The sequence below is a fragment of the Cellulomonas hominis genome (assembly GCF_901521055.1).
Taxonomy (GTDB): Bacteria; Actinomycetota; Actinomycetes; order Actinomycetales; family Cellulomonadaceae; genus Cellulomonas; species Cellulomonas endometrii.
Map to the genome: position 1 here is coordinate 12328 of NZ_CABEGA010000084.1, position 26464 is coordinate 38791.

General features: G+C 73.5%; 22 protein-coding genes. 16 read left to right on the forward strand and 6 right to left on the reverse strand.

Annotated features, from left to right (window positions below; genetic code table 11):
* Nucleotides 1-2: 2 nt before the first annotated feature.
* Genes hisF through pcp form a run of 3 tightly spaced genes read left to right on the forward strand, consistent with a single transcriptional unit; the run spans nucleotide 3 to nucleotide 2145 of the window.
* A complete protein-coding gene (gene hisF, locus KJP73_RS17780; protein WP_213284213.1) occupies nucleotides 3-773 on the forward strand; it encodes an imidazole glycerol phosphate synthase subunit HisF in 771 nt (256 codons plus the stop codon).
* Between the two features lie 38 nt (nucleotides 774-811).
* The gene (gene coaE / locus KJP73_RS17785) at nucleotides 812-1438 is read left to right on the forward strand and encodes a dephospho-CoA kinase (protein WP_213284214.1); all 627 of its coding nucleotides are present in this window, start codon (nucleotides 812-814) and stop codon (nucleotides 1436-1438) included.
* The gene (gene pcp, locus KJP73_RS17790; protein WP_213284215.1) at nucleotides 1435-2145 is read left to right on the forward strand and encodes a pyroglutamyl-peptidase I; all 711 of its coding nucleotides are present in this window, start codon (nucleotides 1435-1437) and stop codon (nucleotides 2143-2145) included. Before coaE ends, pcp begins: the two co-directional genes overlap by 4 nt.
* 36 nt (nucleotides 2146-2181) lie before the next feature.
* On the opposite strand, the gene KJP73_RS17795 is transcribed toward pcp, so the two are convergent.
* A complete protein-coding gene (locus KJP73_RS17795; protein ID WP_213284216.1) occupies nucleotides 2182-3714 on the reverse strand; it encodes an HNH endonuclease signature motif containing protein in 1533 nt (510 codons plus the stop codon).
* 171 nt (nucleotides 3715-3885) lie between these two features.
* On the opposite strand from KJP73_RS17795, the gene uvrB reads away from it, so the two are divergent.
* From uvrB to KJP73_RS17815, 4 genes are all read left to right on the forward strand, one after another.
* Complete coding sequence (uvrB, locus tag KJP73_RS17800) at nucleotides 3886-5991, forward strand: excinuclease ABC subunit UvrB (protein WP_213284217.1); 2106 nt, start codon at nucleotides 3886-3888, stop codon at nucleotides 5989-5991.
* Nucleotides 5992-6041: 50 nt separating this feature from the next.
* A complete protein-coding gene (locus KJP73_RS17805) occupies nucleotides 6042-6488 on the forward strand; it encodes a VOC family protein (RefSeq protein ID WP_213284218.1) in 447 nt (148 codons plus the stop codon).
* Between the two features lie 214 nt (nucleotides 6489-6702).
* Nucleotides 6703-7746 (forward strand): TerC family protein, encoded by a 1044-nt coding sequence (locus KJP73_RS17810; protein ID WP_213284219.1) that lies wholly within the window; start codon nucleotides 6703-6705, stop codon nucleotides 7744-7746.
* 7 nt (nucleotides 7747-7753) lie between these two features.
* Entirely contained in the window at nucleotides 7754-8770 is a 1017-nt protein-coding gene (locus KJP73_RS17815) for a TerC/Alx family metal homeostasis membrane protein (RefSeq protein WP_213284220.1), read from the forward strand.
* A gap of 29 nt (nucleotides 8771-8799) precedes the next feature.
* Here the strand turns inward: KJP73_RS17815 and KJP73_RS17820 are convergent, their stop codons facing one another.
* Nucleotides 8800-9096: a YciI family protein gene (locus KJP73_RS17820; RefSeq protein ID WP_213284221.1), complete on the reverse strand. Its 297-nt coding sequence runs from the start codon at nucleotides 9094-9096 to the stop codon at nucleotides 8800-8802.
* A 56-nt stretch (nucleotides 9097-9152) separates the two neighbouring features.
* Here KJP73_RS17820 and KJP73_RS17825 point away from each other — a divergent pair, with 56 nt between their 5' ends.
* Nucleotides 9153-9995, forward strand: coding sequence for an aldo/keto reductase (locus tag KJP73_RS17825; RefSeq protein WP_213284222.1), 843 nt, complete (start codon nucleotides 9153-9155; stop codon nucleotides 9993-9995).
* Between the two features lie 2 nt (nucleotides 9996-9997).
* Nucleotides 9998-11164 carry an acyl-CoA dehydrogenase family protein gene (locus KJP73_RS17830; protein ID WP_213284276.1) on the forward strand — a complete coding sequence of 389 codons (1167 nt, stop codon included), beginning with the start codon at nucleotides 9998-10000 and terminating at the stop codon, nucleotides 11162-11164.
* Between the two features lie 71 nt (nucleotides 11165-11235).
* Here the strand turns inward: KJP73_RS17830 and KJP73_RS17835 are convergent, their stop codons facing one another.
* From KJP73_RS17835 to KJP73_RS17845, 3 genes are all read right to left on the reverse strand, one after another.
* Nucleotides 11236-12531: a DUF4190 domain-containing protein gene (locus KJP73_RS17835; RefSeq protein WP_213284223.1), complete on the reverse strand. Its 1296-nt coding sequence runs from the start codon at nucleotides 12529-12531 to the stop codon at nucleotides 11236-11238.
* Nucleotides 12532-12651: 120 nt separating this feature from the next.
* Nucleotides 12652-13326 (reverse strand): MBL fold metallo-hydrolase, encoded by a 675-nt coding sequence (locus KJP73_RS17840; RefSeq protein ID WP_249669515.1) that lies wholly within the window; start codon nucleotides 13324-13326, stop codon nucleotides 12652-12654.
* Complete coding sequence (locus KJP73_RS17845; protein WP_213284224.1) at nucleotides 13323-15221, reverse strand: glycoside hydrolase family 15 protein; 1899 nt, start codon at nucleotides 15219-15221, stop codon at nucleotides 13323-13325. Before KJP73_RS17845 ends, KJP73_RS17840 begins: the two co-directional genes overlap by 4 nt.
* A gap of 92 nt (nucleotides 15222-15313) precedes the next feature.
* On the opposite strand from KJP73_RS17845, the gene uvrA reads away from it, so the two are divergent.
* Entirely contained in the window at nucleotides 15314-18184 is a 2871-nt protein-coding gene (uvrA, locus tag KJP73_RS17850; RefSeq protein WP_249669525.1) for an excinuclease ABC subunit UvrA, read from the forward strand.
* Nucleotides 18185-18216: 32 nt separating this feature from the next.
* Here uvrA and KJP73_RS17855 read toward each other — a convergent pair whose 3' ends face one another.
* Nucleotides 18217-18750, reverse strand: coding sequence for an OsmC family protein (locus KJP73_RS17855; protein WP_213284226.1), 534 nt, complete (start codon nucleotides 18748-18750; stop codon nucleotides 18217-18219).
* Nucleotides 18751-18833: 83 nt separating this feature from the next.
* Between KJP73_RS17855 and uvrC the strand changes: the two genes are divergently transcribed.
* From uvrC to KJP73_RS17885, 6 genes are all read left to right on the forward strand, one after another.
* Entirely contained in the window at nucleotides 18834-20936 is a 2103-nt protein-coding gene (gene uvrC, locus KJP73_RS17860; RefSeq protein ID WP_213284227.1) for an excinuclease ABC subunit UvrC, read from the forward strand.
* Nucleotides 20933-21880 carry an RNase adapter RapZ gene (gene rapZ / locus KJP73_RS17865; RefSeq protein ID WP_213284228.1) on the forward strand — a complete coding sequence of 316 codons (948 nt, stop codon included), beginning with the start codon at nucleotides 20933-20935 and terminating at the stop codon, nucleotides 21878-21880. Before uvrC ends, rapZ begins: the two co-directional genes overlap by 4 nt.
* A gap of 4 nt (nucleotides 21881-21884) precedes the next feature.
* Complete coding sequence (locus KJP73_RS17870; protein WP_249669516.1) at nucleotides 21885-22904, forward strand: gluconeogenesis factor YvcK family protein; 1020 nt, start codon at nucleotides 21885-21887, stop codon at nucleotides 22902-22904.
* 4 nt (nucleotides 22905-22908) lie between these two features.
* Nucleotides 22909-23889, forward strand: a complete 981-nt coding sequence (gene whiA / locus KJP73_RS17875) for a DNA-binding protein WhiA (RefSeq protein ID WP_213284229.1) — start codon at nucleotides 22909-22911, stop codon at nucleotides 23887-23889.
* A gap of 246 nt (nucleotides 23890-24135) precedes the next feature.
* Nucleotides 24136-25140, forward strand: coding sequence for a type I glyceraldehyde-3-phosphate dehydrogenase (gap, locus tag KJP73_RS17880; RefSeq protein ID WP_213284230.1), 1005 nt, complete (start codon nucleotides 24136-24138; stop codon nucleotides 25138-25140).
* A gap of 132 nt (nucleotides 25141-25272) precedes the next feature.
* The gene (locus tag KJP73_RS17885) at nucleotides 25273-26463 is read left to right on the forward strand and encodes a phosphoglycerate kinase (protein ID WP_213284231.1); all 1191 of its coding nucleotides are present in this window, start codon (nucleotides 25273-25275) and stop codon (nucleotides 26461-26463) included.
* The last annotated feature ends 1 nt before the right edge of the window (nucleotide 26464 follow it).

A 26464-nucleotide genomic window follows, 5' to 3' on the forward strand; every position in this document is an offset into this window, starting at 1 on the left:
CCGTGTCCGTCGCGCTGCGGGTGATCCCGTGCCTGGACGTCGACGCCGGCCGCGTCGTCAAGGGCGTGAACTTCGAGAACCTCCGCGACGCCGGTGACCCGGTCGAGCTCGCCCGCCGCTACGACCACGAGGGCGCCGACGAGGTCACGTTCCTCGACGTGTCCGCGTCCTCCGGCGACCGGGAGACGACCTACGACGTGGTGCGGCGCACCGCGGAGCAGGTGTTCGTGCCCCTGACCGTCGGTGGTGGCGTGCGCACCGCCGACGACGTCGACCGCCTGCTGCGCGCCGGCGCCGACAAGGTCGGGGTGAACACCGCGGCGATCGCCCGGCCGGAGCTCATCGCCGAGATCGCCCACCGGTTCGGGAGCCAGGTCCTCACCCTCTCCGTCGACGCCCGGCGCGTCACCGGCGACACCCGCACCGACTCGGGCTACGAGGTCACCACCCACGGCGGCCGCCGCGGCACGGGGCTCGACGCCGTCGCCTGGGCCGCGCGCGCCGCCGAGCTCGGCGCCGGCGAGATCCTGCTCAACTCCATGGACGCCGACGGCACCGAGGGCGGCTTCGACCTCGAGATGCTGCGCGACGTGCGCCGGGAGGTGCGCATCCCGCTGATCGCCAGCGGCGGCGCCGGGACCGTCGAGCACTTCGCGGAGGCCGCCGACGCCGGGGCCGACGCCGTGCTCGCCGCCAGCGTCTTCCACTTCGGCCAGCTCACCGTCGGCCAGGTCAAGGACCACCTGCGCGCCACCGGGCACGTCGTCCGCTGACGCGTGCGCCCGGCCGCGCCGCACGGCACGATGGGGCGATGCAGCGCATCGGACTGACCGGGGGCATCGCGGCGGGCAAGTCCGTCGCCGGGGCACGACTCGCGGAGCGCGGGGCGGTGCTCGTCGACTACGACGTCCTGTCCCGGGAGGCCGTCGCGCCCGGTACCGCAGGGCTCGCCGACGTGGTGGACGCCTTCGGTCCCGGCGTCCTCGCGGCCGACGGCACGCTCGACCGCCCCGGGCTCGCCGCCGTCGTGTTCGCCGACCCCGCCGCCCGGGAGCGGCTGAACGGGATCGTCCACCCCGTGGTGCGTCGCCTCGCCGCCGAGCGCGAGGCCGCGGCAGCCGCCGCCGACCCCGGTGCGGTCGTGGTGCACGACATCCCCCTGCTCGTGGAGTCCGGGTACGCCGACTCGTTCCACCTCGTCGTCGTCGTGCACGCTCCCGCCGTCCTGAGGGTCGAGCGGCTCGTCCGCACCCGCGGCATGGACCGCGCGGAGGCCGAGCGGCGCATCGCCGCGCAGGTGCCCGACGACGACCGGCTGGCCGTCGCCGACGTCCTGCTCGACGGGTCCGGCGACCCCGACGAGCTGCGGGAGCAGGTGGACGAGCTCTGGGACCGGCTCGCAGCCGAGCGGCGCGACGAGCAGGACGTGGACGCATGACGACCACCGACGCGCAGGCACCGACCGCCGGCCCCGCCGCCCACGCCTCCCGTCCCCTGACCGTGCTGCTGACGGGGTTCGAGCCGTTCGAGCAGCAGGAGGTCAACGCGTCGTGGGCGGCCGTGCGCGCGGTGGCGGAGGACTGGGACGAGCCTGCGGAGGGCGCGTCGCTCGTCACCGCCCTGCTGCCCGTCTCGTTCGCCCGGGCGCCGCGCCGGCTCGCCGAGCTGCTGGTGGACACGCGACCGGACCTCGTGGTCTGCGTCGGCGAGGCGGGTGGCAGGTCGGCCGTGGGCGTCGAGCGGGTGGCGGTCAACGTGCAGGACGCGCGGATCGCCGACGAGGACGGCGTCCAGCCGGTCGACGCGCCCGTCGTCCCCGGGGGCGACGTCGCGCACTTCTCGTCGTTGCCGGTGAAGGCGTGCTTCGCGGCGATGGCGACGGCCGGTGTCCCGGCGGAGGTGTCGAACACGGCCGGGACCTTCGTCTGCAACACGGTCGCGTACGCGTTGGCCGACCACCTCGCCGCCGGGCACGCGCCCGGGGCGAGGGGCGGGTTCGTCCACGTGCCGCGACTGCCGGAGCAGGTCCCGGACGGCGCACCGGCGCTCGGCGCGCGGGAGTCCGCGGCGGGACTGCGTGCAATCGTGCGGACGGCGCTGCGGACCACGGAGGACGTGCCCCTGGCCGCCGGCACGCTCGCCTGAGGTCGCCGGCGCGCGGGCCGCGGGTCGTCCCGCTCCTCAGAAGGGTGGTCCGTCGTCCTGGTGCGGCGGGACGGTCAGCTCCCGCACCGCACCGTCCAGACCGGGGACCACGAGGTACTGGTGCCCGGTGGGATCGGTCCAGGCGAAGGTGCCGGGGCTGGTCTGGTGCAGGGTGAAGCCGGTCTCGCTCTTGAGCCGGTGGTGGTACCGGCACACGGGCCCGAGGTTGTCGTGGCTCGTGCCGCCCGGCGGCGTCCCGGTGTCGTCCCCGGGCAGACGGTGGAACTCCCGGGTGTGGTCGAGGTCCGCGCGGTCGGCGGGGACGTGGCAGCCGGGTGCGGAGCAGGTCCTGTCGCGGATGCGGACGTGCTCGTCCAGGGCTGCGGGTGGTCGGTAGCGCGTGCGTCCCACGTCCAGGACGGTGCCGGAGAGGTCGTCCGTGACCAGGCGGCGCCACGTACCCTCCCACGCGAGCGCCCGAGCCTGCACCGCGTCGAGCGGCCCGTACCCGGCGAGCTCGGCGGGGTCGTCGTCCAGGCCCATCAGGGTCGACAGCGGGACGGTCACCAGCACCTGCGTGCGCGGACGCTGCGGCGCTGTCGGGGTGTCGGGCAGCGCGTCATCCGCCGCGCCGACGGCGTCGTCATCGCCGCCCAGCGCCCGCCCGCGGCCCGGGCCCTCAGCGGTCGCCGGAGTCGCGGGGCGTCCGCCGGGTGCGGCGCCGAGCACCAGGTCGCACATCCCGTCGGCGCGGAGCTGGGCGAGGGTGCGGGTGTCACCCGCCGCGCGGGCGGTCCGTGCGGCGGCCTCCAGGACGCAGTCGATCTGCACGGCCTGCACGGCGGGCAGCAGCACCCACAGCCCGGCCATCCCGTCGGGCCGTGCCAGCGGACGGCTCACGTACCGGCCGTCCCGGGCCGCGCGGTGCCGGTCGGTCGCTTCGTCCGGCGCGACCTCGACGAGGGCACGCTCGACGTCGCGGCGGACCTGGTGGGCGGTGCGTCCGCCGGCGCGGGGGAGGACCTCGGCCTGGACGTGTGCCGCGATCTGCGGCATCTGGCCCCACAGCCGGTCGACGACGGCCCGGGCTCGCGGGACGTCGATCGTGCCGGAGGCGAGCGCCGCGCCGGTGTCGGCGAGCGCACCGCCGTAGCTCACGCCCTCTCGCACCAGCGTGTCGGCCTCGCGGGGGGAGCACCTCAGCCGCATCGCGATGGACGCCGCGGTGATGTTCCGCGACACGAGCGCCGTCCCCGGGCGGGGACGCTCGCGGGGCGGGCGCATCGACGCGTGGCGGTCGAGCGCCGCTGCCGCCCGGGCCTTGACGGCGTGCGCCCACGCCTCGAGCCGTGCCGCTGCTGCGACGACCTCCAGCCGTTCGTGGTCGCCGAGGGCGTCGAACCCGTCGCGCTCCAGCGACTCCAGCGCGCCGACCAACGGCGACCCCGTGGGCGTCGCCTCGAGCCGGTCCCGGAAGTCCGCGGCGCGCTCACGGCGCCCCACCTCGGCCCACGGCGCGGTGAGGTGGGTGGGTGGCGAGGCGGGGTGCTCGTCGAGGTCGGCCGGCATGTCGGCACCGTACGAGCCCACACCGGCACCGGGCGTCCCCGGGTGCTGCTCCCTGGGGACGACGCAGCTCGCCGCGACCTGTGGACGACTCGGAGCGCCCCCCCGCTCGCCCTCGGCGAACCCGCGCCCCCGGCCGGCGCGTGTGTCGGACCCTCGTCGTACCGTGGACGCATGCGTCCCGTCACCGATCTGCAGCGCACCGTCGCCCCGTTCGAGGTGGTGTCCGAGTACACCCCCTCGGGCGACCAGCCGACGGCGATCGCCGAGCTCAAGAAGCGCATCCAGGCGGGGGAGAAGGACGTCACCCTGTTGGGCGCGACCGGTACGGGCAAGTCCGCGACCACCGCCTGGCTCATCGAGCAGCTGCAGCGACCGACGCTGGTGATGGCGCCGAACAAGACGCTCGCCGCGCAGCTCGCCAACGAGTTCCGCGAGCTGCTGCCGAACAACGCGGTCGAGTACTTCGTCTCGTACTACGACTACTACCAGCCCGAGGCGTACATCGCGCAGACGGACACGTACATCGAGAAGGACTCGTCGATCAACGACGAGGTCGAGCGCCTGCGGCACTCGGCGACGTCGTCGCTGCTCACCCGGCGCGACGTCGTGGTGGTCGCGTCGGTGTCCTGCATCTACGGCCTGGGGACCCCGCAGGAGTACGTCGACCGCATGGTGACGCTCGACGTCGGGGACCAGGTCGACCGTGACCAGCTGCTCCGGCAGTTCGTGTCGATGCAGTACAGCCGCAACGACATGGCGTTCACCCGCGGCACGTTCCGCGTGCGCGGCGACACCGTCGAGATCATCCCGGTGTACGAGGAGCTCGCCATCCGCATCGAGTTCTTCGGCGACGAGATCGAGGCGATCCAGACGCTGCACCCGCTGACGGGTGAGGTCGTGCGCAACGAGCAGCAGGTGCACGTGTTCCCGGCGACCCACTACGTCGCGGGGCCGGAGCGGATGGAGCGCGCGATCGCCGGCATCGAGCACGAGCTCGAGGAGCGCCTGAAGGACCTGGAGCGCCAGAACAAGCTCCTCGAGGCGCAGCGCCTGCGCATGCGCACCACCTACGACATCGAGATGATGCGGCAGATCGGCTCGTGCTCGGGGATCGAGAACTACTCGCGGCACATCGACGGCCGCGCGCCCGGCACGGCGCCGAACACGCTGCTCGACTACTTCCCCGAGGACTTCCTGCTCGTCATCGACGAGTCGCACGTGACGGTCCCGCAGATCGGCGCGATGTTCGAGGGCGACATGTCCCGCAAGCGGAACCTCGTCGACTTCGGGTTCCGCCTGCCGAGCGCGATGGACAACCGGCCGCTGCGCTGGGAGGAGTTCGTCGACCGCATCGGCCAGACGGTGTACCTGTCCGCGACGCCGGGCGACTACGAGCTCGCGATGTCGGACGGCGTGGTCGAGCAGATCATCCGCCCGACCGGCCTCGTCGACCCGGAGGTCGTCGTGAAGCCGACGAAGGGCCAGATCGACGACCTGTTGGACGAGATCCGCACCCGTGTCGAGAAGGACGAGCGCGTCCTGGTCACGACCCTGACGAAGAAGATGGCGGAGGACCTGACGGACTACTTCCTCGAGAAGGGCGTCCGGGTCCGCTACCTGCACTCGGAGGTCGACACGCTGCGCCGCGTGGAGCTGCTGCGCGAGCTGCGGCTGGGCGAGTACGACGTGCTGGTCGGCATCAACCTGCTCCGTGAGGGCCTCGACCTGCCGGAGGTGTCGCTCGTCGCGATCCTGGACGCCGACAAGGAGGGCTTCCTGCGGTCCGGGAAGTCGCTGATCCAGACGATCGGCCGCGCGGCCCGCAACGTGTCGGGCCAGGTGCACATGTACGCCGACAAGATCACCGCCGCGATGGAGATGGCGATCGAGGAGACCAACCGTCGCCGCGAGAAGCAGGTGGCGTACAACCTGGAGCACGGCGTGGACCCGCAGCCGCTGCGCAAGAAGATCGGTGACATCACCGACCTGCTGGCCCGGGAGGACGCCGACACCGCGGAGCTGCTCGGCGGCGCGGGACGGCAGTCCAGCCGCGGCAAGGCGCCGGTGCCCGGTCTCAGCTCGAAGGCCGGCCCGGCCTCGGAGCGCACCAAGCTGGCCGGTGCGGCGGCGGGGGAGCTGGCCGGGCTCATCCAGGAGCTCAGCGACCAGATGCACGCGGCCGCCGCGGAGCTGCAGTTCGAGCTCGCCGCCCGGCTGCGCGACGAGATCTCGGGGTTGAAGAAGGAGCTGCGGCAGATGCACGCCGCGACGGCCTGACCCGTCGAGGTCCCGACCACTCCCGACCACCCACGACGACGGAGGCCAGCATGGGGCACGGGTTCCAGGTCACGTTCGACGCAGGCTCGCCGCGCGCCCTCGGCGCGTTCTGGGCGGTCGCCCTGGGCTACGTGGAGGAGCCGCCCCCGCCGGGCTTCGACTCGTGGGAGGCGGCCCTGGACGCGTGGGGCGTCGACCCGGGGGACCGCGACGTGGCGTACGCGTTGGTGGACCCGGAGGGCACGGGGCCGCGGGTGTACTTCCAGCGGGTCCCGGAGGGGAAGACCGCGAAGAACCGGGTGCACCTCGACGTGACCTCGCCCGGGGGCGCCGGCGTCGACCGCGAGGACCGCCCGGCGAAGCTCGCCGCCGCCCGGGAGCACGCACGCACCCTGGTCGCGGCGGGTGCCACGGTGCTCCGTGAGTTCGACGACCCCCGTGAGGGCGCGTGGGTGGTCCTGGCGGACCCCGAGGGCAACGAGTTCTGCGTGGTGTGACCGGCCGTCCGCGCGGCCGAGGTCCCTGACGTGTCGTGGGTCATGCTGCCGACCTGGGACTGATGACCTATGCTTGCGCACGCAGTGGAGGGGAGTATCCCGACACGACGCCCCCGTCATCACGGTCGCCTCTGACGCCGGCCCGGGACGTCGGCCCGGTCCACCGGGTGGGAGAGACCTCCGGTACTTCGTCGTCTGTACCGGAGGGTGATCTATGTCTGTCGACCTGTGGGTCTGGATCGTGACGGGTGTCGCGATCGTCGGTCTGATCGTGTTCGACTTCTTCGCGCACGTCCGCACGCCCCACGCGCCGTCGTTCCGTGAGGCCGCGATCTGGTCCACGGTGTACATCGCCCTGGCGATCGTCTTCGGCGTGGGCCTGGGGATGGTGTGGGGCTGGGGCCACGGCACCGAGTACTTCGCCGGGTACGTGACCGAGAAGAGCCTCTCGGTCGACAACCTCTTCGTCTTCCTCATCATCATGACGAAGTTCGCGGTACCCCGGGAGTTCCAGCAAAAGGTGCTCCTGGTCGGCGTCGTGATCGCGCTGGTCCTGCGCACGGTGTTCATCCTCGCGGGGGCCGCGGCCATCGAGCGCTGGTCCTGGGTGTTCTACATCTTCGGCGCGTTCCTGGTGTACACCGGCATCAAGCTCGCCCGGGAGAAGCACGAGCCGGACGAGCTGGAGCACGCGAGCGAGGAGAAGGACGGTCTCGCGGTCCGGCTGCTGAAGAAGGTCGTCCCGACGACGAACGAGTACCACGGCGACCGCCTCACCACGCGCATCGACGGCAAGCGGTTCATCACCCCGATGCTCGTCGTGATGGTGGCGATCGGCTCGACCGACCTGCTCTTCGCGCTCGACTCCATCCCCGCGATCTACGGCCTGACGCAGGAGCCGTACATCGTGTTCACGGCGAACGCCTTCGCGCTGCTCGGGCTGCGCCAGCTGTACTTCCTGATCGGCGGGCTGCTGGAGCGCCTGGTGTACCTGAACAAGGGCCTCGCGTTCATCCTGGCGTTCATCGGCGTGAAGCTGGTGCTGCACGCGATGCACGAGAACGAGCTGCCGTTCATCAACGGCGGCGAGCACATCGAGTGGGCCCCGGAGATCCCGACGTGGCTCTCGCTGCTCGTCATCCTCGGTACGCTGACCGTCGCCACGATCGCGAGCCTGGCCAAGACCCGGCGCGACGACCGCGACGCCGCCCCGGCCGTGACCGCCGCCGAGGAGCCCGCCGTCACCAAGGAGCACTGACCCGCGCATGGACGTCTCGCCGCTCGTCTGGTGCGTGTCCCTCGGCCTCGCCGCCGCCGTCCTGATCGTGGACGTCGCGGTGGTGGGCCGGCGGCCGCACATCCCGTCGACGGCGGAGTGCCTGCGGTACCTCGGTGTGTACATCGGCCTGGCGCTCGCCTTCGCCGTGGTCGTCGCCCTGGTCTGGGGCGCCGACCCGGCGGGGGAGTTCGTCGCCGGGTGGCTGACGGAGTACTCGCTGTCGGTCGACAACCTGTTCGTGTTCCTGCTGATCATGTCCCGGTTCGCCGTGCCGCGGCAGTACCAGCAGACGGCGCTGCTGATCGGCATCATCCTGGCGCTGGTGTTCCGCGGGGTGTTCATCGGGATCGGCGCCGCGGCGATCGCGTCGTTCTCGTGGGTGTTCTACCTGTTCGGCGCGTTCCTGGTGTGGACGGCCGTGAAGGTCGCCCGCGAGGGGGTCGGCGAGGACGCGGACGAGGCGGCCGACGACTACAAGGCGCCGGCGCTGGTCCGGGTGGTGCAGCGGTTCCTGCCCACGACCGACGGGTACCACGGCGTCCGGCTCACGACGCGGGTCGAGGGCCGGCGGCACGTCACCCCGATGCTGCTCGTGCTGGTGGCGATCGGTGCGACGGACCTGCTGTTCGCGTTCGACTCGATCCCCGCGGTGTTCGGCCTCACGCAGGAGCCGTACCTCGTCCTCATGGCGAACGTGTTCGCGCTGATGGGCCTGCGCCAGCTGTACTTCCTGCTCGGCGGGCTGCTCACGCGGCTGCGCTACCTGAACATCGGGCTGGGCGTGCTGCTCGGGTTCATCGGCGTGAAGCTCGTGCTGCAGGCGCTGCACGAGAACACGCTGCCGTTCGTCAACGGCGGCGAGTCCGTCGGGTGGGCGCCCGAGCTGCCGTCGTGGGTGTCGCTCGCGGTGATCGTCGTGACGCTGGCCGTCACCGCGGCCACGAGCGTCGCCGCGTCCCGGCGCGACGAGCGGCGCGCGACGGCCGAGGTCGACGCGCGCTGACGCCGCGCCCGGGCGGCGGGACCGGGGCGTCAGCCCGCCAGGCCGGCCGCCCAGGGGCCGATGACGAGCTTCCACTCGCGGATCTCGACGTCCGCGATGACGCCGGCCCGGGCGAACGGGTCGTCGGCCAGCAGCACCTCGAGCGCGGCGCGGTCGGTCGTCTCGAACGCCAGGAGCGCTCCGGGAGCGCCGTCGGTGAACGGCCCGGAGCCGTGCAGCAGCCCGCGCCCGGCGAGCTCGCCGAGGTACGCGCGGTGCTCGGGGCGGACCTGGTCCTGCAGGTCGGCGCGCTGGTCGTAGGTGTACCGGACGGCGAAGGTGGTCATGCGGTCATCCTGCCGCACGCGCCCGGCCACCCGCGCGGGGGTGCGAGAGTAGCCGTATGAGCCTCACCCCTCCCCAGGTCCCGGTCGTCCCGCTGCGGGACGGCACCTCCATCCCGCAGGTCGGCTTCGGCGTGTTCAAGGTCGACGACGCCGGGGCGGAGGCCGCGGTCGGCCACGCGCTCGCCGCCGGCTACCGCCTGGTCGACACCGCGAAGCTGTACGGCAACGAGGCGGGCGTGGGCCGCGCGGTGCGCGCCTCGGGCCTGCCCCGCGACGAGGTCTACGTCACCACGAAGCTGTGGAACGACGACCAAGGCCGGGACCGCACCCTCGCGGCCTTCGAGGCGTCGGTGGCCCGGCTCGACCTCGGTGTGCCGGACCTGTACCTCATCCACTGGCCGTTCCCGGGGCAGGACCTCTACTCGGAGACCTGGCGCACGCTGGTGGAGCTGCGGGACGCCGGCCGGGTGCGGTCGGTGGGGGTCTCGAACTTCACGCCCGCGCACCTGCGGCGGGTGATCGACGACTCCGGGGAGGTGCCGGTCCTCAACCAGGTCGAGCTGCACCCGTACCTGCAGCAGCGTGAGCTGCGCGCCTTCCACGCGGAGCACGGCATCGCGACGGAGGCCTGGTCGCCGCTGGGCCGGGACACCGGGCTCCTGGACGACCCGGTGATCGTCGACGTGGCCCGCGCGCACGGGGTGACGCCCGCGCAGGCCGTGCTGCGCTGGCACCTGGACCTCGGCACCGTGGTGATCCCGAAGTCGGTGACGCCGGAGCGGATCCGCGCGAACCTCGACGTCCTCGGCTTCTCGCTGACCGCGGAGGACCACGAGCGGATCGCCGGTCTCGACCGGGGCGGACGCATCGGTCCCGACCCCGACGTGCTGGGGGCGTGACGATGACCCGGCCGGCCCCCCGGACGCTGCTGACCGACGACTTGCTCGCCCGGATCGCGGAGCGGGCGCCCGTGCACGACCGCGAGAACACGTTCCCGCACGAGGACCTCGCGGACCTGCGGGCCGCCGGCTACCTCGCGGCGTTCGTCCCGGCCGAGCTCGGGGGCGCCGGCCTCACGCTGGAGGAGGTGGCACGCGAGCAGGCGCGGCTGTCGGGTGCCGCGCCGGCGACGGCCCTGGCCGTGAACATGCACCTCGTGGTGACCGGCATGGCCGCGGTGCTCGCGGCGCGCGGCGACGACTCCCTGGCGTTCGTCCTGCGGGACGCGGCCGAGGGGGAGGTGTTCGCGTTCGGGAACTCGGAGGCCGGCAACGACCTCGTCATGTTCGGCTCCCGGACGCGGGCCGAGCGGCAGGCGGACGGCGGCTACCGGTTCACCGGGACGAAGATCTTCACGTCGCTGTCGCCGGTGTGGACGCGGCTCGCGACGTTCGGGCTGGACGAGGACCACCCGGACGGCCCGCGCCTCGTGCACGCCGTCGTGTCCCGGGAGGACGGCGGCATCCGGACGAAGGACGACTGGGACACGCTCGGCATGCGCGCGACCCAGAGCTGCACCACGGTGCTCGACGCCGCGCCGGCGCGGGCCGAGCGCGTGTTCCGCGCGCTGCCGCCGGGGCCGAGCGCCGACCCGTACGTCTTCGCGCTGTTCGCGGTGTTCGAGGTCCTGCTCGCCGCTGTGTACACGGGGATCGGCCGCCGCGCGCTCGAGCTCGCGGTCGCGGCCGCGCACCGGCGCACGTCCATGAAGAACGACGGCCGCAGCTACGCGCAGGACCCGGACATCCGGTGGCGGGTGGCGGACGCCGCCATCAACCAGGACGGCATCGAGCCGCAGGTGTGGGCGCTCGCGCGGGACGTCGACGAGCAGGTGGACCACGGCGCGCTGTGGTTCGCCCGGCTGGTCGGCCTGAAGGTCCGGGCCACCGAGACGGCTCGCGTGGTGGTGGACCAGGCGATCCGCGTGTCCGGCGGCGGCTCGTACTTCAGCGGCAGCGAGCTCGGGCGGCTGTACCGCGACGTGCTCGCCGGGATCTTCCACCCGTCGGACGACGAGTCGGCGCACGGGACCGTCGCGAACGCGTGGCTCGGGCCGCTCGACCGATAGCGGGACCCCCCCGCACGACGACGGCCCCGGGCGTGCTGCCCGGGGCCGTCGTCGTGCGGGGAGCGGCTGCGTCAGCCGCCGATCTCCGTGGCGCAGCTGGCCGCGAACTCGACGCGGTTGCCGCAGGTGGTCCCGAACTCCTCGTACGCGGAGCCGGACTCCGACTCCCAGTACAGGTCGTCGCACGCGGTGCCGCTGCCGGCCTCGCAGGCGTCCCACAGGGCGTCGAGCGCCGGGTCGTCGCCGTAGGTCTGCGCACCGGAGGTGGTCTCCTCCTCGGGCACGGCCTCCTCGGCGGTGTCGCAGAACTCGGTTCCGTCGGTCAGCCCGCCGCAGGTCGCGCCGAACTCCTCGTAGTCGGACCCCGAGGGGGCGGAGCTGTAGAGCTCGTCGCACGCGGCCGCGTCACCCGACTCGCAGGCGTCCCACAGGGCGTCGAGCGCCTCGTCGTCGCCGTAGGTGAACCGCGTCGGGTCGATCGCCGTGCAGCCCGCGCCGCCCTCGGTGCGGTCGCCGCAGGTCCAGCCGAAGTCCTCGTCGTCGGAGCCGGGGGTCGACTCCTGGTAGAGGTCGTCGCACGCCGCCATCTCGCCGGACTCGCAGTCGGAGCGCAGGTCGTCCATGCGCTCGTTGTGCGCCGAGATGCCGAGGAAGATCGCGACACCGATGGCGATCGACGCGAGGATCGCGAGCGAGCCGAGGACGATGCCCGCGATCGCGAGGCCCTTGCCCTGGGTGCCCTTCTGCTTGGTGCGGCGCAGGCCGATCACGCCGAGGACGATCGGGATGACGCCCAGGCCGAAGATGCCGGTGACCAGGGCGGCGATCGACACGCCGTCGGTGCTGGCGCCCTGCGGGGGGCCGGGGTACTGGCCGGGGGAGTACGGGGACGGGGCCCCCGGGTAGCCGCCACCGGGATAACCGCCGCCGGGGTAGCCGCCCTGCTGCTGGTCGCCCTGCGGGGAACCGGACTGGGGATAACCGCCCTGCGGGTAGCCAGCCTGGGGGTAGCCGCCCTGCTGCTCACCGCCCGGTGCGGACGGACCCTGCGCGGACGAGCCCTGCGGGTACGGCGCCTGCGGGTAGCCCGGCTGGGGGTAGCCGCCCGCGGCGGGGTACGCCTGCGTGGGGCTGGCCGCGGGGTACGCCTGCGTCGGGTCGGCGGCCGGGTAGGCCTGCGTGGGGTCGGCGGCGGGGTACGCCTGCGTCGGGTCGGCGTGACCGGGCGTCTCGCCGGCGCCGGACGTCGCCTCGTAGCCGGACGGGGCCGGCGCGGCCGGCGGTTCGGCGCCCGTACCGGGGCTGGGCCAGCCGCTGCTGTCGGGCTGCTTGCCCGGTTCCGGCGTGGAGGTGCCGTCGTTGGACATGGATATCCCCTCGTTCCTTGTGATGATGCTGTGCGCCACTATGGCAGAACCGGGGGAGACCAGGACGAACGCGTCCGGAAGTTCCGTCGAACGCGGCGGGATCGGACTGCCGCCGCACGGTCACCAGCCGCGCGACCGCCACACGCCCAGCGAGGGCCGCTCCGCGCCGAGCGTCGTGCCGCGCCCGTGCCCGGGGTGCACGCACGTGTCGTCGCCGAACCGCGCGAACACCCGCTGCTCCAGGTCGTCCATCAGCGAGGTGAAGTCCGCCGGGCTCGTGGTCCGGCCCGGCCCGCCCGGGAACAGCGAGTCGCCGGTGAGCAGGTGGACGCGACCGGCGACGGCCCCCTCGTGCCGCGAGACGCCGGGCTCCCGGTAGGCGAGGGCGATCGCGCCGGGCGTGTGCCCGCGCAGGGCGATCACCTCGAGCCGGAGGTCGCCCACGGCCAGGACGTCCCCGTGCCGCAGGGCGCGCGGCGTCGTCGTCCCGGCGGCCGCCGCCACCGCGTGCGCGTCCGCCGCACCCGCGGCGTGCGGCGCCCCGGTGGCCGCGAGCATCGCCGCCAGCGCGCCGAGGTGGTCGGCGTGCCGGTGCGTGGTGACGACCAGGTCGAGCCGCCCGGGCGATCCCGTGCGGACGAGCTCGAGCAGGCGGTCGGGCTCGGCAGCGGCGTCGACCAGCAGCTGCGCGCCGGTCCGCCGGCAGGTGAGGAGGTACGCCTGGTTCTCCATCGGGCCCACGCAGACGGTCCGCAGGACGAGGTCGTCGAGCACGAGCTCGTCCGCCGCGGTCACGGGCGGCCCACCGTCTCGGCGGTGGGCTCGGGGGTCCCCGCCCGGGCCACGGCCTCCTCGTGGCTGTGCACCGCCCGCACGAGCGCGAGGTGCGACAGCGCCTGCGGCAGGTTCCCCGCCATCCGCCCGGTCGCGGGGTCGTGCTGCTCGGCGAGCAGGCCGACGTCCGTCAGCACCCCCGTCAGCACGTCGAGCACGGCCGCCGCCCCCGCGACGTCCCCCTGCCGGGCGAGCGCGTCGGCGAGCCAGCCGGAGCACGCGAGGAACGCGTGCTCCCCGCCGCGCACGCCGTCGTCGGTGCGCTCGGGGCGGTACCGGTGCAGGAGCCCGGGAGCCACCTCGAGCTCGGCGCGCACGGCGGCGATCGTGCCGGCCAGCCGCGGGTCGCCCGGGGGCAGGAAGCCCACCTGCACGAGCTGCAGCAGCGACGCGTCGGTGTGCGTGGCGCCGTAGTACTGCACGAACGTGCCCCGGCCGGCGTCCCAGCCGTGCGCGAGCACGTCGGCGTGCACGGCGTCGCGCTCCTGCCGCCAGCGCCCGACGGGGCCGGGCAGACCGTGGTCCTCGACGGCGCGCACGGCACGGTCGAGCGCGGCCCACGCCATCACCTTCGAGTGCGTGAAGTGCCGGGGCTCGCCGCGGACCTCCCAGATGCCGCTGTCGGGCTGCCGCCACGTCCGGCACAGGTGGTCGACCAGGTGCACCTGGAGCGACCACGAGTCGGTGCTCTCGGCGACGCCCACGGACCGGGCGAGGTGCAGGGCGCACATCACCTCGCCGAGCACGTCGTTCTGCACCTGCCCGACCGCGGCGTTCCCGACACGCACCGGCCGGGAGCCCGCGTACCCGGGCAGGTGGTCGAGGGTCCGCTCCGGCAGCTCCCGGCTGCCGTCCACCGCGTACATGATCTGGACGTCGGCCGGGTCGCCCGCCACGGCGCGCAGCAGCCACTGCCGCCACGCCTGGGCCTCCTCCCGGTAGCCGTGCTCGAGCAGCGCCTCCAGGGTCATCGCCGCGTCCCGCAGCCAGCAGAACCGGTAGTCCCAGTTCCGCTCGCCGCCGAAGTCCTCGGGCAGCGACGTGGTCACCGCGGCGACGATCCCGCCGGTCTCGGAGTCGCTCAGCAGGCGCAGCACGAGCAGCGACCGCACGACGGCGTCCCGGTAGGCGCCGGTGTACCGGCAGGCCTGCGCCCAGCGTCCCCACCGGTGCTCCGTGGCCTCGATGCGGTGCTCCAGGCGCGGGGCGCGCGGGACCGGGAGCCAGGACGGCACCCACGTCGACGACACCTCGACGGACTCCCCGGCCGCGAGCGGGAACTCGTCGACGTGCGCGCGGCGCTCGCCCCGGCCCCGCGGTCGCGGCAGCCGCTCGCCGCGCAGCACCAGGCTGTCCGGTCCGGCGACCGCCTGGATCACCTCGGCGCCGTCCGGGTCGGTCACGCGGTGCACCCAGGGCTCGACCTTGCCGTAGCCGAACCGCACGACCCACTCGTGCCGGACGTCGACCGTCCCGGCGGTCGCGGTGATCCGGCGGACGACGTCGCAGCGCCCGTCCCCGAGCGGCATGGCGTCGAGCATGACCGCCGTGCCCGTCGGGGACTCGAAGGTGGTCTCGAGCACGAAGGAGTCGCCGAGGTACCGGCGCGTGACCCGGGTCGCGTCGGGGACGGTGAGCAGCCACCGGCCGTGCTCGGGGCCGCCGAGCAGGGCGGCGAAGCACGCGGGGGAGTCGAACCGCGGGGCGCAGAGCCAGTCGACCGAGCCGGCCCGTGAGACGAGCGCGGCTGTCCGACCGTCGCCGAGGACGGCGTAGTCGCCGATCGGGGTCGGTGACGCCGGCGCCGCCGCCGTGGGCTGCGTCACGGAGGAGGCGGTGGGGCGCGGGTCGGACATGGCCTCATCATGCGTCCGAGCAGCACGGACGCGCCGCCCGAGCGGTGCGCACCGTTCGAACACATGTGCGTGTGTCGGTGCTGCGCCGTAGCATGGCGCGCGTGAATGATCGACTGGTGGTCCAGGGGGCCCGCGAGCACAACCTGCGCAACGTCGACCTGGATCTCCCGCGTGACCGGCTCATCGTGTTCACGGGGCTGTCCGGCTCGGGGAAGTCCTCGCTGGCCTTCGACACCATCTTCGCGGAGGGGCAGCGGCGGTACGTCGAGTCGCTCTCGGCGTACGCCCGGCAGTTCCTCGGGCAGATGGACAAGCCCGACGTCGACTTCATCGAGGGCCTGTCCCCGGCGGTCTCGATCGACCAGAAGTCGACCAACCGGAACCCGCGGTCGACGGTCGGCACCATCACCGAGGTCTACGACTACCTGCGCCTGCTGTTCGCGCGCGCCGGCACCCAGCACTGCCCGGTGTGCGGCGAGCGCGTGACGGCGCAGACCCCGCAGCAGATCGTCGACCGGCTGCTCGAGCTCCCCGACGGCACGCGGTACCAGGTGCTCGCGCCGGTGATCCGCGGCCGCAAGGGCGAGTACGCCGACCTGTTCAAGGAGCTCCAGGCCAAGGGCTTCGCCCGTGCCCGGGTGGACGGCGAGGTCGTCCAGCTCGCCGAGCCGCCGGCGCTGGAGAAGAAGCTCAAGCACGACATCGAGGTCGTCGTCGACCGCCTGGTCGCGCGAGAGGGCGTGCAGCGCCGGCTGACCGACTCCGTGGAGACCGCCCTCGGCCTGGCCGGCGGCCTGCTCGTCGTCGAGATGGTCGACGCCGACCCGGACGACCCGGAGCGGGAGCGGCGGTTCTCCGAGAACCGCGCGTGCCCGAACGACCACCAGCTCACGCTGGAGGAGATCGAGCCGCGCACGTTCTCGTTCAACGCCCCGTACGGCGCGTGCCCGGAGTGCACCGGCCTCGGCTCCCGGCTGGAGGTCGACCCGGACCTCGTCGTCCCGGACGAGGACCTGTCGCTGCGCGAGGGCGCGATCGCTCCGTGGGCGCAGATCTCCTCGGAGTACTTCGAGCGGGTGCTCGACGCGCTCGCCTCGGACCTCGGCTTCTCGATGGACCAGCCGTGGCGGGCACTGCCCGAGCGCGCCCGCAAGGCGGTGCTCTACGGCGAGAACCACAAGGTGCACGTCAAGTACAAGAACCGCTGGGGCCGCGAGCGGCAGTACTCCACCGGCTTCGAGGGCGTCGTCACGTTCCTGGAGCGCCGGCACGGCGAGACCGAGTCGGAGTGGAGCAAGGAGAAGTACGAGGCGTTCATGCGGGAGACGCCGTGCCCCGTGTGCGACGGCACGCGCCTCAAGCCCGAGGTGCTGGCGGTGCTCGTCGGCGGGAAGTCCATCGCCGACGTGTGCGCCCTGCCGATCCGCGAGGCGCGCGACTTCCTCGACTCCCTGGAGCTCGGGGTCCGCGAGCGGCAGATCGCCGAGCAGGTGCTCAAGGAGATCCAGGCCCGCCTCGGCTTCCTGCTGGACGTCGGCCTCGACTACCTCTCGCTCATGCGGCCCGCGGGCACGCTGTCCGGCGGCGAGGCGCAGCGCATCCGGCTCGCCACGCAGATCGGCTCCGGCCTGGTCGGCGTGCTGTACGTGCTGGACGAGCCGAGCATCGGCCTGCACCAGCGCGACAACCGCCGCCTGATCGACACGCTGACCCGCCTGCGGGACCTCGGCAACACCCTCATCGTCGTCGAGCACGACGAGGACACCATCCGGACGGCCGACTGGATCGTCGACGTCGGCCCCGGCGCGGGCGAGCACGGCGGCCGCGTGGTGCACTCGGGCGACCTGGAGGGCCTGCTGGCGTCGCGCGAGTCGGTGACCGGTGCGTACCTGTCCGGCCGCCGGACCATCCCGATGCCCGCGCAGCGCCGCAAGGTCGACAAGAAGCGTCAGGTCACGGTCGTCGGCGCCCGCGAGCACAACCTGCAGGGGGTCGACGTGTCGTTCCCCCTGGGCACGCTCACGGCGGTGACCGGCGTCTCGGGCTCCGGGAAGTCCACGCTGGTGAACTCGATCCTCTACACGGTGATGGCCAACGAGCTCAACGGCGCCCGCCGCGTCGCGGGCCGGCACAAGCGGGTCACCGGGCTCGACCAGCTCGACAAGGTCGTGCACGTCGACCAGGGCCCGATCGGCCGCACCCCGCGCTCGAACCCGGCGACGTACACCGGCGTGTGGGACCGGATCCGCAAGCTGTTCGCCGAGACCACCGAGGCGAAGGTCCGCGGGTACACCGCCGGCCGGTTCTCGTTCAACGTCAAGGGCGGCCGCTGCGAGGCGTGCTCGGGCGACGGCACGCTGAAGATCGAGATGAACTTCCTGCCGGACGTCTACGTCCCCTGCGAGGTCTGCCACGGCGCCCGGTACAACCGCGAGACGCTCGAGGTGCACTTCAAGGGCAAGACGGTCGCCGAGGTGCTCGACATGCCGATCGAGGAGGCCGCGGAGTTCTTCGCCGCGGTCCCCGCGATCAGCCGGCACCTGCGCACCCTCGTCGACGTCGGGCTCGGCTACGTGCGGCTCGGCCAGCCCGCCCCCACGCTGTCCGGCGGCGAGGCGCAGCGCGTGAAGCTCGCCACCGAGCTGCAGCGCCGGTCCACGGGCCGCACCGCGTACGTCCTGGACGAGCCGACCACCGGCCTGCACTTCGAGGACATCCGCAAGCTGCTGGGCGTCCTGCAGGGCCTGGTCGACAAGGGCAACACCGTGATCGTGATCGAGCACAACCTCGACGTGATCAAGAACGCCGACTGGGTCATCGACATGGGCCCCGAGGGCGGTTCGGGCGGCGGCACGGTCGTCGCCCAGGGCACGCCCGAGCAGGTCGCGCGGGTCGAGGGCAGCCACACCGGGACGTTCCTGGCCGAGGTGCTCGACGACAAGCGCGAGCCCGTCAGCGCCTGACGCGGCTCGACCGGCTCAGCCCGGCGACCCGGTCAGCCCGGGACCGGGTCGGCGTCCGCGGCCTCCAGCACCGCGGGCGCCGGCTCGGTCAGCACCGGGAAGCTCACCGACCGGCTGATGTAGCAGTGCTCGTGCGCCCGGTGGTGCAGGTCGGCCAGCTGGGCGTCCAGCCCGGACGCGTCGTCGCCGGCCGCCGCGACGGCGCCGCCCGGCCGCACGGTCACGAGCGGACGCAGGATCACCTCGGTGAACTGCCCGTGCCCCGCCGCCTCGACCCGCATGGTCCCGGTGGCCCGGTCGCTGTACCCGACGACGACCACGCCGGACGTCGCGGCGAAGTGCAGGAACCAGAGCATGTGGCACTCGGCGAGCGCGGCGACGAGCAGCTCCTCCGGGTTGTGCCGCGTCGGGTCGCCCCGGAACGCCGGGTCCGCGGACCCGAGGATCGTCGGCTTGCCCGCGACCTGCACCTCGTGCTCGCGACCGTAGGACGTGTAGCCGGTCGTCCCGGACGCGCCCGCGCCCGTCCACACGACGTCGGCGGCGTACGTGTGCAGGAGGCTCATGCCTCAGGGTAGGCGCCCGGGTGCCTCCCGCCGGGGCCGGTCCCGCGCAGGATCTGTCGGCGGGTCGAATTAGGCTGTCCCATATGGCTGATCCCGCGACCTACCGCCCCGCGCCGGGGGAGATCCCGGACTCACCCGGGGTGTACCGGTTCCGCGACGAGCACGGCCGGGTCATCTACGTCGGCAAGGCGAAGAGCCTGCGCCAGCGCCTGAGCTCGTACTTCCAGGACGTCGCGAACCTGCACCCCCGCACGCAGACGATGGTCACGACGGCGGCCTCGGTGCAGTGGACCGTCGTCGGCACCGAGGTCGAGGCGCTGGCGCTGGAGTACTCCTGGATCAAGGAGTTCGACCCGCGGTTCAACGTGAAGTACCGGGACGACAAGTCCTACCCGTACCTCGCGGTCACCCTGGCGGACCAGTACCCGCGCGTGCAGGTGATGCGCGGCGCGAAGCGTCCCGGCACCCGGTACTTCGGCCCGTACGCGCACGCCTGGGCGATCCGGGAGACGGTCGACCTGCTGCTGCGGGTGTTCCCGGTGCGCACCTGCTCCGCTGGGGTGTTCAAGCGCGCCCGGCAGCAGGGCCGGCCGTGCCTGCTCGGGTACATCGACAAGTGCTCGGCGCCCTGCGTCGGGAAGATCTCCCAGGAGGACCACCACGTCCTCGCGGAGGAGTTCGCCGACTTCATGGCCGGTGACACCGCCCGGTTCACCAAGCGGCTGACGGCGCGCATGCAGGAGGCGTCGAACGAGCTGGACTTCGAGCGCGCCGCCCGGCTGCGCGACGACATCGCGGCGCTGCAGCGGGCGACCGAGAAGAACGCGGTCGTCCTCGCGGACGGCACGGACGCCGACATCTTCGCCCTGGCCGGCGACGAGCTCGAGGCCGCCGTGCAGGTGTTCCACGTCCGCGGCGGCCGCATCCGCGGTCAGCGCGGCTGGGTGGTCGAGAAGGTCGAGGCGCTCACCGACGCCGACCTGGTCGAGCACCTGCTCCAGCAGGTCTACGGGGACACCCCGGGCGGTGACGCGGCCGCGGGTGCCACCGCCGGCGCGGTCCCGCGCGAGGTGCTCGTCCCGGTGCTGCCCCCGGACCTCGAGCAGGTCGAGGCGTGGCTCTCCGGCCTGCGGGGTAGCCGCGTGCAGGTCCGCGTCGCGCAGCGCGGCGCCAAGCACGAGCTCGCGGAGACGGTCCGGAAGAACGCGGAGCACGCCCTCGCGCTGCACCGCACCCGCCGTGCCGGGGACCTCACGACCCGCAGCCAGGCGCTGCGGGAGATCCAGGAGGCGCTCGCGCTGGAGACGGCGCCGCTGCGCATCGAGTGCTACGACGTCTCGCACAACCAGGGGACGTACCAGGTCGCGTCGATGGTGGTGTTCGAGGACGGGCTGCCCCGCAAGAGCGAGTACCGGACGTTCGGCATCCGCGGCCCGGAGGGCACCGGCGCGCGCGACGACACCGCCGCCATGCACGAGGTGATCACCCGCCGGTTCCGCCGCTACCTCGCGGAGCGGGAGCAGGCCGGTGACCTGGAGCTCGGGCTGGGGGAGGACCAGGTCGCCGAGGCGCTGGCGGACGCGGACGCCGGCCCCCTGCGGTCGGGACCCATCGACGAGACCACCGGGCGCCCGCAGCGGTTCGCGTACCCGCCGAACCTGGTCGTGGTCGACGGCGGCCCGCCCCAGGTGGCCGCCGCGGCCGCCGCGCTGGCGGAGCTCGGCATCGACGACGTGGCGCTCTGCGGCCTCGCGAAGCGGCTGGAGGAGGTGTGGCTGCCGGGGGAGGACTACCCGGTGATCCTCCAGCGGTCGTCCGAGGGGCTGTACCTGCTGCAGCGCGTCCGCGACGAGGCGCACCGGTTCGCGATCACCGCGCACCGCAAGAAGCGCAGCAAGGGCATGACCGTCTCGGCCCTCGACTCCGTGCCCGGCCTCGGCCCGGCGCGGTCCGCGGCGCTGCTCAAGCACTTCGGCTCGCTCAAGCGGCTCAGGGCGGCCTCGGCCGAGGAGATCGCGTCGGTGCCCGGCATGGGGGCGCGCACCGCCGCCGCGGTCGTCGCCGCCCTCGCCGCGCCGTCCCCGGACGCCGCGCCGTCCCCGGACGCCGCGCCGTCCCCGGACGCCGCGCCGTCCCCGGAGCCCGCGCAGCCCGCCCCCGGCACGGCTGGCATGCTGGGCTCATGAGCGACGAGATCTCGCCGATCACGGTGCCGACCGGCATCCCGGCGATCGAGGCCGCCACCGCGGCTCCCCACCTCCAGCAGCCGCACGTCCTGATCATCACCGGCATGTCCGGCGCCGGCCGTACCCGCGCGGGCGCCGTCCTGGAGGACATGGGCTGGTACGTCGTCGACAACCTGCCCGCCCAGATGCTCACCCACCTGGTGGGGATGCTCACGCACGGGGGCCCCCCGAGCGCCGACCTGCGGCTCGCGGCGGTCGTGGACGTGCGCGGCCGGGAGTTCTTCGCCGACCTGCTCGCCGTCCTCGCCCAGCTGCGCGAGTCCGGCGTCGACTACCGCATCCTGTTCCTCGACGCGTCGGACGAGGTGCTGGTCCGCCGCTACGAGCAGGTCCGCCGCCCGCACCCGCTGCAGGGCGAGGGCCGGATCCTCGACGGGATCGCCGCCGAGCGGACCCTGCTGTCCGACATCCGGGAGCGGGCGGACGTGCTGATCGACTCCTCGGAGACGAACGTGCACGAGCTCGGCCGGATCGTCCGCGCGGCGGTGTCGACCTCCGAGCAGGAGGACGCCCTGCGGGTCAACGTCATCTCGTTCGGCTTCAAGTACGGCATCCCGCTCGACGCGGACCACGTGGTGGACGTGCGGTTCCTCGCGAACCCGTACTGGATCACCGAGCTGCGGCACATGTCCGGCCGCGACGCCCCCGTGCGGGACTACGTGCTCGGCCTGCCGGGCGCCCTGCAGTTCGTCGACCGGTACGTCGACGCCCTCGAGCCGGTGCTCGCGGGGTACCTCGCGGAGGAGAAGCGGTACGTCACCGTCGCCGTGGGCTGCACCGGCGGCAAGCACCGGTCCGTCGCCATCAGCGAGGCCATCGCGGAGCGCCTGCGCGCCCGCGGCCAGCGCGTGACCGTGGCGGCGCGCGACCTCGGCAAGGAATGACCTGGTGAGTCCTGTCCGTGACGGGCAGCCCGCGTTCGTCGCGCTCGGCGGCGGGCACGGCCTGTCCGGGACGCTGTCCGCGCTGCGCCGGGTGACGGACCGGCTGACGGCTGTCGTCACCGTGGCCGACGACGGCGGCTCCTCGGGGCGCCTGCGGGACGAGCTCGACGTCCTCCCGCCCGGTGACCTGCGGATGGCGCTGTCGGCGCTGTGCGACGACTCCGACTGGGGCCGCACGTGGCGCGACGTGCTGCAGCACCGGTTCACGTCCAGCGGCGACCTCGACCAGCACGCGGTCGGCAACCTGCTGATCGTGGCGCTGTGGGAGCTGCTCGGCGACACCGTGGACGGCCTGGACTGGGTCGGGCGGCTGCTCGGCGCCCGCGGCCGGGTGCTCCCGATGGCCGCCGTCCCGCTGGCCATCGAGGCCGACGTGGTGCGACCCGACGGGACCGCCGAGCTCGTGCGGGGGCAGAGCCACGTGGCGGTCGCCCGCGGGCGGATCGACCAGGTCCGCCTGGTGCCCGAGCGCCCGCCCGCCCTGCCCGAGGCGGTGGCCGCGGTGCTCGAGGCGGACTGGGTCGTCCTCGGTCCGGGCTCCTGGTACACCTCCGTGATCCCGCACCTGCTGGTGCCGGAGCTCGCCGACGCGCTGCACCGCACCACCGCGCGGCGGATCGTCGTGCTGAACCTCAGCCCGGACGCCGAGACGGCCGGCATGGGCCCGTGCGAGCACCTCGACGCCCTCCGCCAGCACGCGCCCGACCTGCGCCTGGACGCCGTGATCGCCGACCCGGGGTCCGTGGACGACGTCGACGAGCTCGTGGAGCGCACCCAGGGCGCGGGCGGCCGGCTGCTGCTGCGGCAGGTGCGCCGCGGCGACGGCACGCCCCGGCACGACGCGCTCCGGCTCGCCGCCGCGATCAGCGACGTGGTGGACGGGTACCTCGGCGACGTCGGCGGCGCCGGGGGAGCCGACGGCAGCCCGGGCGGGCCTCGCGTCCCGCGCGGGATGGCAGGATGACGGCATGGCTCTGACGGCACAGGTGAAGGACGAGCTTGCGCGGCTCCAGGTCGACAAGACGTCGTGCCGGAAGGCGGAGGTGTCGGCGACCCTCCGGTTCGCGGGCGGCCTGCACATCATCTCGGGGCGCATCGTCATCGAGGCCGAGCTCGACACCGGGGCGGCCGCGCGCCGGCTCCGGACCGCCATCGCCGAGGTCTACGGGCACGCCTCCGACGTGATCGTCGTGTCCGGGGGCGGGCTGCGGCGCGGCAACCGGTACGTCGTCCGCGTGGTGAAGGACGGCGAGTCGCTGGCACGCCAGACGGGCCTCCTCGACAACCGCGGGCGCCCGGTGCGGGGCCTGCCGCCGCAGATCGTCGCCGCCGGCGCGCAGGAGGCCGAGGCCGCCTGGCGCGGGGCGTTCCTGGCGCACGGCTCGCTGACCGAGCCGGGCCGGTCGTCCGCCCTCGAGGTGACGTGCCCCGGCCCGGAGGCCGCGCTCGCGCTCGTCGGCGCCGCCCGCCGGCTGCAGATCCCGGCGAAGGCGCGTGAGGTGCGCGGCATCGACCGCGTGGTCATCCGCGACGGCGACGCGATCGCCGCCATGCTGGCCCGGCTCGGCGCGCACGACACGCTGCTCGTCTGGGAGGAGCGCCGGGTGCGCCGCGAGGTCCGCGGCACCGCGAACCGCCTCGCCAACTTCGACGACGCGAACCTGCGCCGCTCGGCCCGGGCCGCGGTCGCCGCGGGAGCCCGTGTGGAGCGCGCGTTCGAGATCCTGGGTGCCGACGTGCCGGAGCACCTGCGCGAGGCCGGCGAGCTGCGGCTCGCGCACAAGGAGGCGTCGCTCGAGGAGCTCGGCAAGATGGCCGACCCCGTGCTGACCAAGGACGCGGTCGCGGGCCGGATCCGCCGGCTGCTGGCGACCGCCGACAAGCGCGCGGCCGACCTGGGCGTCCCGGACACCGAGGCGGGCCTGAGCCCGGACCTGCTCGACCTGTAGCGACCGGGCGGCGCACCCGCGCGGCACCGGGTGAAACCGGGCCGCGCACCACCCGCGACGCCGCCGGCAGGCAGACCTAGGTCCCTGCGGCACCGGTCGCGCGGGTATAGGCTCTGTGCCATCCGGAGATCACCTGCGGGTCAAGATCGTGTGACCACGGCGTTTCCGGGAGCGCACAGCGGCGTGCGCAGTCCATCACCGCAACAGTGTGTGCCGGCCCCTGCCGGCGCGTGCCGAGGAGGGCAAGTGACCATCAAGGTCGGCATCAACGGCTTCGGCCGCATCGGGCGCAACTTCTACCGGGCCATCGTGGCGTCGGGCGCCGACATCGAGATCGTCGGCGTCAACGACCTGACGGACAACAAGACGCTCGCGCACCTGCTCAAGTACGACACCGTGCTGGGCCGCTTCCCGCTGAGCGTCGGCTTCGACGACGAGAACATCATCGTCGACGGCAAGAACATCCGCGCCCTCGCCGAGCGCGACCCGGCCAACCTCCCCTGGGCCGAGCTCGGTGCGGACATCGTCATCGAGTCCACGGGCTTCTTCACCGACGCGACCAAGGCCAAGGCCCACATCGAGGCCGGCGCCAAGAAGGTCATCATCTCCGCCCCGGCGAAGAACGAGGACGGCACCTTCGTCGTCGGCGTGAACCACGAGCAGTACGACCCGGCGACGCAGCACATCATCTCGAACGCGTCGTGCACCACGAACTGCCTCGCCCCGCTGGCCAAGGCGCTGAACGACTCGATCGGCATCGAGCGTGGCCTCATGACCACGATCCACGCCTACACGGGTGACCAGAACCTGCAGGACGGCCCGCACCGCGACCTGCGTCGCGCCCGCGCCGCCGCGCAGAACATCGTCCCGACCTCGACCGGTGCGGCCAAGGCCGTCTCGCTCGTGCTGCCGGAGCTCAAGGGCAAGCTGGACGGCTACGCGCTCCGCGTCCCGACCATCACCGGCTCGGCCACCGACCTCACCTTCACCGCCTCCCGCGAGGTCACCGTGGACGAGGTCAACGCCGCGGTGAAGGCCGCCGCCGAGGGCCCGCTCAAGGGCGTGCTGTCCTACGTCGAGGACGAGATCGTGTCCTCGGACATCGTCACCGACCCGCACCAGAGCATCTTCGACTCGAAGCTCACCAAGGTGTCGGGCGACCTGGTGAAGGTCGTCTCCTGGTACGACAACGAGTGGGGCTACTCGAACTCCCTCGTCGCCCTCACCAGCTACGTCGGCGAGCGTCTCTGACGCCCACCGCTCGCTAGCGACGGTCATGCGTCCGCGTGCGCCGGGGTCGGTCTCGACCCCGGCGCCCGCGGACGCTGCCATGTAGAGCCAGGGCCACCTCCCGGTCGGCCCGACGGAGCAAGGTAGGAGAGCATGAAGACCATCGAGGACCTCGGCGACCTGCGCGGCAAGCGCGTGCTCGTCCGTTCCGACTTCAACGTGCCGCTGGACGGCACGACGATCACCGACGACGGCCGCATCCGCGCCGCGCTGCCGACCCTCAAGCGCCTGCTCGACGCCGGCGCCCGGGTGGTCGTGACCGCGCACCTCGGACGCCCGAAGGGCGAGCCCGACCCGAAGTACTCCCTGGCGCCCGTCGCCGCCCGCCTGGGCGAGCTGCTCGGCCAGGACGTCACGCTGGCGCAGGACGTCGTCGGCGAGTCCGCCCAGGCCACCGTCGCGGCGCTGCAGGACGGTCAGATCGCCCTGCTCGAGAACATCCGGTTCGACGCCCGCGAGACGTCCAAGGACGACGCCGTGCGCGGCGAGCTCGCCGACGAGCTGGCCCAGCTGGCCGACGCGTTCGTCTCCGACGGCTTCGGCGTCGTGCACCGCAAGCAGGCGTCCGTCTACGACGTGGCCCTGCGCCTGCCGCACGCGGCCGGCACCCTGGTGCTCGCCGAGGTCGAGGCGCTGCGCAAGGCCGTCGAGGACCCGGAGCGCCCCTACGTGGTCGTGCTCGGCGGCTCGAAGGTCTCCGACAAGCTCGGCGTCATCGCGAACCTGCTGACCAAGGCCGACAAGCTGCTCATCGGCGGCGGCATGATGTTCACCTTCCTCAAGGCCCAGGGCCACGAGGTCGGCGCGTCGCTGCTCGAGGAGGACCAGGTCGAGACGGTGAAGGGCTACCTCGCGCAGGCGCAGGAGTCCGGCGTCGAGATCGTCCTTCCCGTCGACGTCGTCGCGGCCGACGGCTTCGCCGCCGACGCCCCGCACGAGACCGTCGACGCCGACAAGATCCCCGCCGGCAAGATGGGCCTGGACATCGGCCCGAGGTCGGGCGAGCTGTTCCGCGAGGCGATCCTCGGCGCGAAGACCATCGCGTGGAACGGCCCGATGGGCGTCTTCGAGTTCGACGCGTTCGCGGCCGGCACGAAGGCCGTCGCGCAGGCGCTCGTCGACACCGACGGCTTCTCGATCGTCGGCGGTGGCGACTCCGCCGCGGCCGTGCGCCGGCTCGGCTTCGACGAGGCCGGCTTCGGCCACATCTCGACCGGCGGCGGCGCGTCGCTGGAGCTCCTCGAGGGCAAGACCCTCCCCGGCATCGCGGTCCTGGAGGCCTGAC